The organism is Methanocaldococcus villosus KIN24-T80 (genome assembly GCF_000371805.1).
Classification (GTDB): Archaea; AGJL01; Methanococci; order Methanococcales; family Methanocaldococcaceae; genus Methanocaldococcus; species Methanocaldococcus villosus.
In genome coordinates, this window is record NZ_AQUK01000002.1 from 1 (window position 1) to 11376 (window position 11376).

The 11376-nt window shown below is 27.5% G+C and carries 5 protein-coding genes and 2 pseudogenes; 3 read left to right on the plus strand and 4 right to left on the minus strand.

Features of this window, described 5'->3' with window-relative positions:
* Both METVI_RS07210 and METVI_RS0107090 read right to left on the minus strand, forming a co-directional pair.
* A pseudogene (locus tag METVI_RS07210) lies at positions 1 to 2348 on the minus strand (hypothetical protein); the annotation flags it as partial.
* 160 nt (positions 2349 to 2508) lie between these two features.
* Positions 2509 to 3093 (minus strand): hypothetical protein, encoded by a 585-nt coding sequence (locus tag METVI_RS0107090; RefSeq protein ID WP_004591916.1) that lies wholly within the window; start codon positions 3091 to 3093, stop codon positions 2509 to 2511.
* Between the two features lie 377 nt (positions 3094 to 3470).
* Between METVI_RS0107090 and METVI_RS0107095 the strand changes: the two genes are divergently transcribed.
* Positions 3471 to 3692: a hypothetical protein gene (locus METVI_RS0107095; protein WP_004591918.1), complete on the plus strand. Its 222-nt coding sequence runs from the start codon at positions 3471 to 3473 to the stop codon at positions 3690 to 3692.
* Here the strand turns inward: METVI_RS0107095 and METVI_RS07420 are convergent.
* A complete protein-coding gene (locus METVI_RS07420; RefSeq protein ID WP_004591920.1) occupies positions 3689 to 3814 on the minus strand; it encodes a hypothetical protein in 126 nt (41 codons plus the stop codon). The two genes, METVI_RS0107095 and METVI_RS07420, sit on opposite strands and share 4 nt — an antisense overlap.
* An 837-nt stretch (positions 3815 to 4651) precedes the next feature.
* On the opposite strand from METVI_RS07420, the gene METVI_RS0107110 reads away from it, so the two are divergent.
* Complete coding sequence (locus tag METVI_RS0107110) at positions 4652 to 8152, plus strand: N-6 DNA methylase (protein ID WP_004591921.1); 3501 nt, start codon at positions 4652 to 4654, stop codon at positions 8150 to 8152.
* Between the two features lie 2112 nt (positions 8153 to 10264).
* Complete coding sequence (locus METVI_RS0107115; protein WP_004591913.1) at positions 10265 to 10483, plus strand: hypothetical protein; 219 nt, start codon at positions 10265 to 10267, stop codon at positions 10481 to 10483.
* Between the two features lie 20 nt (positions 10484 to 10503).
* Here the strand turns inward: METVI_RS0107115 and METVI_RS07325 are convergent.
* Positions 10504 to 11376: pseudogene (locus METVI_RS07325) on the minus strand (hypothetical protein); the annotation flags it as partial.

Genomic DNA, 11376 nt, shown 5'->3' on the forward strand with positions numbered 1-11376 from the left:
TCTTCATCTCTAACTTTGTAGGTTAGTTGCCTTCTTAAAAATCCAGCTAAATCGTCAGGGTTGTTGGTTTTTAAGTCAAATATATCATTACATGTTAGAATGCCACACAACTTATAGATATGTCTATATTTTTGTCCGTGTTTTTTGTCATATATTGGGCTTGTTGCATTCTCCTTCAACAACTGTATTAACTCATTTCTTAACTCTTTACACTCGTCCAATAACCCAAAGCCACAACCCCAACCATTAGCATAAACCTTATATTGATATTCTGTAAGTCTATCGGTTTTTATATCTACAAAGTTGAATATTCTTGCAGTTTTAGATTTACCTTTACCACTTTTACCATACAATATTAGGAATGGAGTTATTTCATAATCAACAACTCCTACTAATAAAGAAGCTAAGAAATAGGCCATTACCAAAACGTTGTGTGGTTTATTTAGCTTATATAGTGTTTCTAATAGCTGTTTTTTCTCCTCTTCCGTATAGGTTGTTTCCATTAGCATTTTATAATATTCTTCTGGTGTTGGGTAGCTCTCATATTGGTGTAGTATTGGGTGGTGTTCGACCTTTGGGATGGTTAACTTCCCATCTCTTTCTAACACCCTAAACAAGCAACTACTTTCATAGGTTTTATTATTAGCAAACCATTCAATAGCATCAATTAAAACATCTAAGGCATTTTTAACCTTCTTAATAACCTCTCTTGTGGCATCTGTTGAAACATAGTTTAATAATCCTGTTATGTCCTCAAATCTTAGCTCATATTCATTCTTTAGGTTATTATTCCTTATTGTAGTTATGCCTTTCACAACAACATAGTTTTTATTTAGGATAATATCCCTAAACTGGTTTAAATCCATAAATTTAAATATTGGATACTCTATAATCTCTTTGGTTGTTGCTTCTTCTAAAGCCTCTTTTTCCTCTTTACCTTCAGCCATTAACTCCTTTTTCTTCTTCAAATCAATAACAATTTTGTAGATATTAAATTTAAAAACATAATGCCTTTTTTCCTTCGCAATAACCATGTAGTATATACTTTTAATTATCTTCTTTTTCAATTCCTTAACTTCTCTATAAAACTCTTTGTTGTAAAGCACCCCTCCCTTTTCTTTGTAGCTCTCTAAAATTTCTAAAATGTTTGTTTTATCAATCTTTGGGCATTGTTGGAATGCCCCTATAATTCCTGCTAAATTAACATTTTCTGCTGCGTTCCACTCATATGTTTTATACCAATCCAAATTGTGGCTACTATCTTCAAACTTTGTTTTAATCCCTTCTAAGGATGTTAGGATGTTAAAAGCATCCTCACAACTTAACCCGCACCACTTAAACAATAATGTTAATGCAAATATCCAGTCGCTCCTCTCTCCCTTCTCAATTTGTAGCTTTTTAACATCTTCCAATATTGTGTTTAATAACTCTTCTTTATTCTTTGGCATTACTTCTATTGTTGCTTTGCTGTTGGTTCCTTCAACTCCAATGTGTAGCCTTCCATTTTCACCTATTGGAATTCCTAACAATCTTTTAACTTCATTCCTAACTTTATACCCTTTCTTTTCTAACAATTCAACAATCTTAATTTCCAACTCTTTCAATTTATCTAAGCTTATTGTTTTTAACTCATCCAACCCTTTTGTGGATAGTTTAGTGTATGGGATACCTTCCAGCTCTTCAGGGTTGGTTACTCTTATGGATGGATATACTATCTCATACTTTCCATTATAATACCTTGCAAACTCTTTACCTTCTTTTTTAGTGATAAATTCTATAGTCCTACCATTAGGTATAAAGTTGGTTAATCTTAAAAAGATATGATATCCTTGTTTAGTTTTTTCAACAAAAGTATCTTTTAAAACATCTTCTCCAAATACTTCATAATAAGCTTGTTTAAATATCTCAAAATAGTCATCACTATCTAAGTCATAGGCAACTACTTCCCCTATAGGCTCAACACATATATTATATTCTGGGTTCTGTTCTAAAACCCTATATAATGCATCAAAAACAAACTGTGGTAGTTTTGAATATCCCTTATTAATCAACTTTTTAATTATCCCATGTGTGATTTTAATTTCATCTCTTGTAGTATCTATATTTAAATCTCTCAATAATTTTAATTCATCACTTTTTAAATCTTCTTTATCTAAGGTTAGGGTTATTGGCCTTTTAGCATCATCTTCATTTTTTCCTTTAAATCCCTTGGCTAACCAAACAAACAAATTACTATTGTGGTATTTTCTTAAAGCCTCTAATTTTTGTTTATTTAACTCTTTTAATTCTTCTATTGTGTATTTTCTTGGGGGTAAATTTTTTATACTATTCTTTACATAACTTAACATAGCTTATCACCTTGGGGGTGTTGTCGATATTTTTGTTTTTTTTTTGGAGTTGGGAGGATCTTTTAGAGATCTCCTATTCTTCTTTATAGTGGTATATTAAATTATGTTCTGGTGGCTCATTTTTCCAAATTCTAAAAATAAAATTTAAAAGAGTGATATGTTAAGATTTTGGTTTTTCTAACTTTTTTAAAGCATTTTTTATTTTTGGGTTGATTATTTCATAAACTTTTCTTTTATTGGAGTTTTCATCCCCTAATTCCCCTAACTTAATTTCCAGCACTATAGTTAATAATTTTAAAACCATGTCATAGATTTCTTTTAAGTCCTCTTCTTCTAAGTTACCCTCATTTTCTTCAACATATTTTTTTAATAAAGGTCCTAATTTTGACAATAACTCAGTTTGAAACTTTATTTTTTTTACTAATGTCAATGTGTCTAAGTAATCATAATACATACTTATGTCTAAAACTAAAATGGGTAGTATGCTTGTAATGGCATTTTTCAAATCTTTACGGCTTATTTTGATATTTTTACTTTTTAACTCATCAACAGCCTTATTTATTAACTCTAAAGCGATAGTTTCACAATATAACCTATAGTAAAAGTCCTTAATAATTTTATTAACCAATTGGTTTCTACTTTTAAACACTTTGTGTTTTATTAGAGTATCCATTATTTCTAATGTATTTTTATCTATTCTAATTGGAATTGTTGCACTATTTTCGGTCTTATTCTGGTTGTTCATAATATCATCTTTCCCAACTTATATATATATACTTTAGTGTATATTTTGTATAAAAATCATATATATTATAGAAGTATGTGTTATATTTTATAGTTAAATAAAAAACATAGAGAGTAATGGTTGAAAAATAGTATTTTTGTTCATCGCTCATGTTCATTCGGGATTATCTAACATAAATAGTGTGCTGTTGTTGTGGTTTTGCAGCTAGTGCAATATAAAAATTATTGATGGTAAAAATTGATTACTTTTAAAAGCAAAAAATTACAATTATTTATACTTTTGTTTTAATAGTGTAATTTAGTAGTGGGTAAATTTGTCGATAAATTATTTATTCTTCCAAAATAGGAAGACAAAAATAATCTAAGGTTGAGATAATTATGGATGAAAAACGAAAACTTCTATTTGACAAAATATCTAATGCTGGAATAGTATTAGTAGGATATGAATTTTTATTTATGTTATATATTATACTAAATACTGCATCAAAAACTATTGCTCCAAATGTTGGGATTATATTATTTGTTGGAGATGTTATTGCAATAATATTAACAGTTTGGTTATTTTGTGCGGTATTATATGATATCTACACAAAACTTTAATGAGTATCTAAGGCTTTTTTACCTCCTAATTTAAAATACCACACATATAGAGCTAATGATAATAAAACAACTAAACCCAATGATGCCAACCCCATAGCCATAAACAAAGTTTGGTTATCCATATTTATCAACTCTTAAAATTCATGACTTTATAAATTAATAATATATTTTTATAATATAACAATTTCGCAATTCGCGCAAATTAAGAAGTAAGTATTATATAGAATTGTTATATCAAGATACTATTAAAAATTGTTATATTTGCAACATTTGGAGTATTTTAATAACATCTACAAGTTTTTTAAATGATTGTTATAATAAACTTCATACAATGCCCTATGTGACAAATTAGAATAAGTCACATGGAAGTGTTTAAGTGACACTTCGAGCAGCATATTTTAAATAAACACATTATCTAATGAGTTGCTAAACTCCTGACCTCTAGAGTATAGTGTGGGATAGTAAGAGCACCCTCTGTGTTATAATATGTTTCTTTTTCTACTTTTCTACTTTGATACATCGTCCATCTGTCAATTAGTATCCTCTGGATAATAGTACCCAAGTAGCAAGAACATGTAGACAATTCCTTTTTTTTCTTGTCATTTAGGAAGGTAGACATATAGTGGATGATTGATGGGAGATAAAATAGCAAAAGTATCTAAGTAGCAAAATATACAAATAGTAAAGTATATTTTGGAGTATGGTGTCCATAGTGACTTTTGTTGTGTTTCTAGGGAATTTACTTGGCATTTATTCCGTCGCTTATCTTCAAACATTATTACCTATAGATAACAAGTTTTACCATTAATAATTTTTTATATACACTAGTCGCAAAGCCAGATAACAGCATTTATATAGGTAATCTTGAATGAACATGAGCGAAAAGAGTTTATTTAAATCTTAATCTACATATAACATACTAATCTAAATTTTTGAGAATAAGTTAAATGGTGCTACACATGGGTACACATTCTGAAAAAATTACAGAAAGGACATTATATCCCTTGTTATTAGAAATTTTTAAAGATATTGGATTTACAGGAGTTCAGGAAATTAAAGTAGCAGGTAGGAGATACCCAGATTTAAAAATATCATATAAAGATACTGCTTTTTATGTTCAGGTAAAAATTGGAAAGTTAGATAATATCAGAGATATATTAACTGATATCTCAAAATTAGTTTCAAACAAAGTAATTTCAGATATAAATGGCTTTATAGGCATAAAGTTTGATGAGAATATTAGAAATGTTAAACTAATTACTGGGCATGAGGAAGAGGTGCTAAAAACAGCTATAGAAAACTCAAAAGTGTATATAATAGTATCAGGTAGTAAGAATAAAGAACTTTTATTTCATATGATAGATGGAAATTTAGAATTTAAAAATGCCAAAAAAGAGCTTATAAATAAAATAAGAGAGTTTATTGATGAAACTAAAACTATAGTAAATCCAGAATCTATTGTTAGGGTATTAAAAGAGTATATAGATGAGTTAGCTTATATCCTTAGGTTATATTATTTATCCTCCCCAGAAGCTTTAATAAATCTAGTTGGAGATATATCATTATTTAAATCTTTACTTGGATTAAGTGAAAGTGAGAATTTAGATGAATTATTGAGGGATGAAGATTTTAGAACAGCTGTAGTAGATTTATTAGCTTTTATTTTAACTAATCAAATTTTATTCTACTATCTCTATTCTAATAGATCCAATAAAGAGTTACCAAAATTAGAGAGGATTACTTCATTATTAGATTTAAAAAGATACTTTAATGAAATTACAAAAATAGACTTTAGAGCAATATATAGTATCAATATTTTTGAAAGACTACCAAACGATAAAAGAATTCTAGAAGTTATTAACAATATTATAGATGTGTTAAACTCAAACCCTATCTGGAAAATTCCTCATGATTTGTTAGGAAGAGTTTATCACAAATTATTACCATTTAAAACAAGAAAAGTTTTTGCTACATTTTACACTCATCCTATTGCTGCTGAGATATTAGCTAGACTAACCATAGACAATTACCAAGAAAGTGTTATAGATCCAGCATGTGGATCTGGAACTTTATTAGTAGCTTCATATAATACTAAAAAAGACTTATATAGAAAATATTATGGTTTTATCTCTGTTGAAGATGATATCAAGCTACATAGGCAATTTGTTGAAAGAGATATAAGTGGAATTGACATAATGCCTTTTGCTGCTCATATTGCAGCAATGAATTTATCATTACAAAACATAGATGCTGAAACTAATCGCTTAAGAATAAGTGTGGATGATTCTATTAATATACTGAAGAGATTATTAGAGAATAAAGGTAGACAAGAGTATTTAGTTTTGGAAACAGTCTCTTCAGAATTAATAAAAGTTGTTGAGAGCTTAAAAAATAGACAAACAACACTAGATGCCTTTTTTAATGGAATAAAAAGGAGAAACTTTAATATTACAATTTATGTTTATGATACTGAACATGCAAAAGAATATATAATAAGCAATAAAATTGATAGAAAGGTAATATATGTTAATAATAATGAAAATATAGAAGATATTAATTACAATCAGATAGCAATTTTGGGAATTTCTAAAAATAACTTGGATAAACTAATAAATATTCTTAAAAAATTAGAGAATATCAAAGATAAATTTAGAAACTTAACTCTAAATATTGTTGTTGATAAAAATTTATCAGAAGAGGTTATCAGTATTGTAAATAGAGTATTTTATAATTTAGATACAGATGTTAAAATTAAAACAATAGATGTTTTTACTTTAACTTCAGCTGATTCTATTATAATGAACCCTCCATTTTCAGATAGAGAAAAATTACCTGAAGAATACAGAGAAAAGCTAAATCAGTTGAATTATTATAAGTTTATAAAGGAAAATGTTGGAGGACAAATTAACCTGTGGGGGTATTTCCTTGCTTTATCTCATTTTTTATTAAAATCAAATTGTAAAGTAGGGGCCGTTATACCAATAAATATAGCAAGGGGAAAAGCTACAGAAAAAATAAGGAAGTTCTTTTTAAAAAATTACCATATAAGATGGTTGGTAAAACCTGTTGCTGATTTAGCCTTTTCAGAAGCTGCAGCTTTTAGAGATATTTTATTTATAGCTGAGAAAAGAAAACCTAAAGAAGATGACATCACTGGAATAGTATTTATTAAAAAATCTATTAGAAGTTCTGAATTTACAACTGAAGAGGCTAAAAGAATTGTTGATGAGCTAAAACTTCTATACAAAAAAGCTAAAGAGGGTGAAATAAATCATTACGAAGATCCAGATGGCTTTTATGAAGTTTATTTTGTGAACTATAAGACCCTAATAGAACATCAAGAAAATTTAATGCCTTTGCTAAAGGAAACTGGTTTAGAAGAAGATTTAATGGAGGTAATTTTGGAAAGGGCTGGAGAGAAATTAGAAAGATTGGATGAAAGTTATATAAGGCAAGGATTTCATACATCTCCAGCTGGACTGTCAGAGCTTGTATATATAACAAGGCCTTTAGATAAATCTAGAATTGGAAGAAATGTTATTATGGTATTACATTCTGAAGACTCAGCCTTTATTTATGTAGTATTTAAAGATAAAATTAAGGATTTATTGAAAAACTTCTCTGGTAATAATTTAGAAGAGTTTATAAAAAATCATACAAAACCAGATTTAAAAATTCCAAAAGATAGAGTATTACCCGGTTTAAGAACAATAACTGGAATTAAAACTATTGATATTACAAATAAACATGACTATATAGTTATTGAAGATTTTATGGGTTTTGATAAAGTTGTGCTAATGTCAAAATGGAAAGATAAGAGCCTAGCTAAAGATCCAACTACAAGAAGAAGGTTTTGGGACCTAATAAAGAAAAAATTAGAAAATCAATTGGTATATACTGCGACTCCAGAGAAATTTAATATATATAGTATAAATACCTCTGTCATTTGCGTAGTTAGTAAAGTAAAAACAATATATAATCAAACATTTAGAGTAAATACGGCAGATAATATTATATTTTCACTTACGTATACCCTTTCTTTTAATTCTATACTTGGCTTAACACAGGTGATTAGGAGAATTTCTGAAGCAACTGGTGAGTTTGTCCACTTATCAACTAAAGATTTAGAAACTATTTATATTTTGGATTCTAATAAACTTTCTGATCAAGAAAAACAAGTTCTTTTAAATCTATTTAAAGAGATAAAAGATATAGAGTTCCCAAGTATAATGGAGCAAATGAAAAAAGGCTATGAGTATATAAAACACTTTAAAGACAAATCTTGGGAAGATTTACTTGATTACACAATTAAAAATGATCCAGGAATGTATGCGAGAATAAAGCTGGATTATACAATATTGAAAATAGTAGGCTTTAATGAAGATGAAATTAAAGATTTATTAGAAAAAACATACAAAACAATATATGAAGAACTAATAAAAATAAAAAGTGCCAAATAATTAAGCTATTTTAGGTTTAAACACACTAATGATTTATATTTTCTTTTTATTAACAATCCTATAATATTTATATAGTTTTAAAGAGACTTTGACTAGTATTTTTCACCACTCACTTTTGTCAAAACTTCATAAATATTATTCTTCAGAAGAAATATATATTTATAAATTCAAATTAATGAATTCAAATCTTTTAAAGCATATAAGCTAGTTATATAAATGTTATTAGGTAAATAAGAAAACCAACCTTATCCCCTATTTTTAATATAAAATTACTATTAAAAATAGAGAAGTAATCTTTTGACCCCCAATGACTACAGGAAAGATATAAAAATCAATATCTATAGATAACAAGTTTTACCATTGATAATTTTTACATACACCAACCCACAAAAGTGATTTTCTTATTTAGTTGTTTAAGTAATGTTTTTGTGTTATTTCTGTTTGCTTAAGCAAATGGATTTTTATTATTATGATAGATTTTTTATTTTTATATACTAATGAAATACTTATTACAGATCTTTAAATGCTTTATATACGACATATTTCTTTTTTAAAACAAAAAATCATAAATTATTTATACTTTTATTCAATAATACAATTGTGTAGTCGTTAGGCTTGCTTTGTTTCTAAATATTTTGTGTTTATTATCGTCTCATGTTATTTAATTTCATCCAATTTTACCAGTAAATGTATATCTTTATATATGCAAATTTTTTAATTTATTATACATAAAAAGTATACTCTTTGTATTGAAATAAAGAGAGTAATGATCATACATCTATATATAGGTTATACGGGTATTAATGAGCATTGTAGATTAAAAATTTCTTGTCCGATGATCCCCCAGCAACGGGGATAAAGGCAAATACACAAATATAAAGAGGTGATTGTATGATTGATATAACAACCATGTTATTTATAATTTACCTTCTTCACAATTTGCCGTTAAATGTCAATATAAAGATTGTGATAAACATAAGTTAAATATTGTTTACACCGTCTCCAATATTTTTTACACTCTTTTCTATCTCTTTTTTTATTTTTATGTTCTTGTTAATTATGTATGTCAATATATGTCAATTTATGTTATTATGTTAATACCTATATATAGATTGCTATACAGATATATAGAGTGCTATACAGAATTGTTATATTATTCTTTCCATATTTGCAAAACTCTACGAAGAGTTACTCAAACTTTCTTAGCTATACGGCTGTAATGACAATTAATCAAGTAATAATGCTGAGAATAAATGTCGGAAAATTTAACCAACTGTCAATTTTCAAAAATAAGATAACACTTAACTAACACATGGGTTATTAACCCTACACACTATTTTTGCAAGACCTATAAGAAAACACCGCAAATTAAAAGAAATTTTAATTAATAGGTTCAAATAAATGAGTATTATTTTTTCTGAACATATATTATTTAAATATATTAACTTATTGATAAGGGAATGTCGTAGGGAATGTTTTTTACATTCCCTAAAAGATTGATTTAAATGCTTTTTTTTTCCTAAAAACCCCTAAAATTGCTTAAACACCAAGGGAATGTTTTTTTTTTTTCTGCATATACAAAATTTTTAGTAAGTGTTTTTAGTAATAAAAATTGATAATCATCAATATATAATAATCATACTACACTATGTTGAAAAAAATAGTATATAGAATATACATTCCCTACATTCCCTATATTAAAAAAGAATAAATAAAGAGAATATAAAAAAATAAAAAATAAATTGTGGTTATTTAGGGAATGTCAAAAACATTCCCTAACATTCCCTACAATTCCCTAACTCATGCATTTGCATATATAAATTAAAATAATTTTTAAAAATGCTCATTATAACCCCACAACTTGTGGTAAAATTATTGTTTGGAATCTTATCTAACAAAAGCTGTGATAATAACACTTATTTAGGCAAAAAAATTTCGCTCATGTTCATTCAAGATTACTTACATAGTATCCTGCTGTCGTGGTTTGCACCCTGGTGTATGTAAAAATGGTAAAACTTGTTTGCTATAAGTAATTATATTTGAAAATGAGTGAAAAATTTCTATAAATGATTATAAAAAAATTAAAAATAGTATCCTTCTTGGGGTGGGTTTTTGGGTTATTGGTTTGGCGTATTTGATAAAAGACTATCTTGGAGAAAAAAAACACCTGTAAAGATATATGGCAAATGGTATACTCCAAAAGGGGAAAAAGTTAGAGATTCTGATGCATACTTTAAAACCATAGAAAGAAATGGTAGATATTGGGAAGGGAATATAGGGTGGTCTAAGAAAAATAAAAAAATTTTAAGAGACCATGGTGTATTTTTATAATTAAATTTTTTAATTTTTTCTTATAGTCTTATCCATATATTAGGCCGTGGATTGTCAATCTCACCCTCTCTGTGTAATTCTTTCAACACCCTCTCAACAATGTCTTCACTTAATCCTAATCTATCACACACTTCAGTTGTGGTCATTCCTCTTATTCCTGCCTCTTCAACTATTTTTTTAACTTCTTCTTTTAAATCCTGCTCTTCTATCTCTTCTTTTAAATCTATAACTAAGCATTTGTAAAATTTCTTACCGCTTATTTTAATTTGCTTTATCTCAATGTTGTGATCTTCATGATCTTCTCTCAATTTGTTTGCAAACCATTCTAATGTTATTTTGTCTGGATAATTCATTTTAAATCTCTTCTTCAACACACTTAGCAACTTAATTAATCCTCTTTGTTGTATTGCTATTCTTATTTTATCTTCTCTCTCCAACCTGTATATAGTGTAACCTTCTTTTTTCATTAATTCAATTGCATAGTGGTTTAATATATCCCAATCTTCTAACTCTTCAATACTTACCTTTTTGTCTCCCCATGGTATGGATTTAACCAACTCCAGCAACCTATTATAAACAACTTCATGTAGTATATCAATAATTCCCTCATCATTCATTACATCCTTTTTAAATTCTTGCTCTCCAGCTTTTAGCATTCTTAAAATTTCTTTGTAGTATTCTTTATTTACATCAAAACCGTTGTCAGCCCAAAACTTAAACAACAACCCTAAACCAAAGTATATAAATTTATATTGCTCTTCTTCTTCAATTGTTTCGTATACTTCTCTCAACTCTTGTGGGTCTTGTTTTAAAATCCAGTCAATAAAAATTTTTTGTAGTTTTAATCTATTCTTAAGTAGGTATTTGATGTCCTTGCCGATTCCTTCAATTAT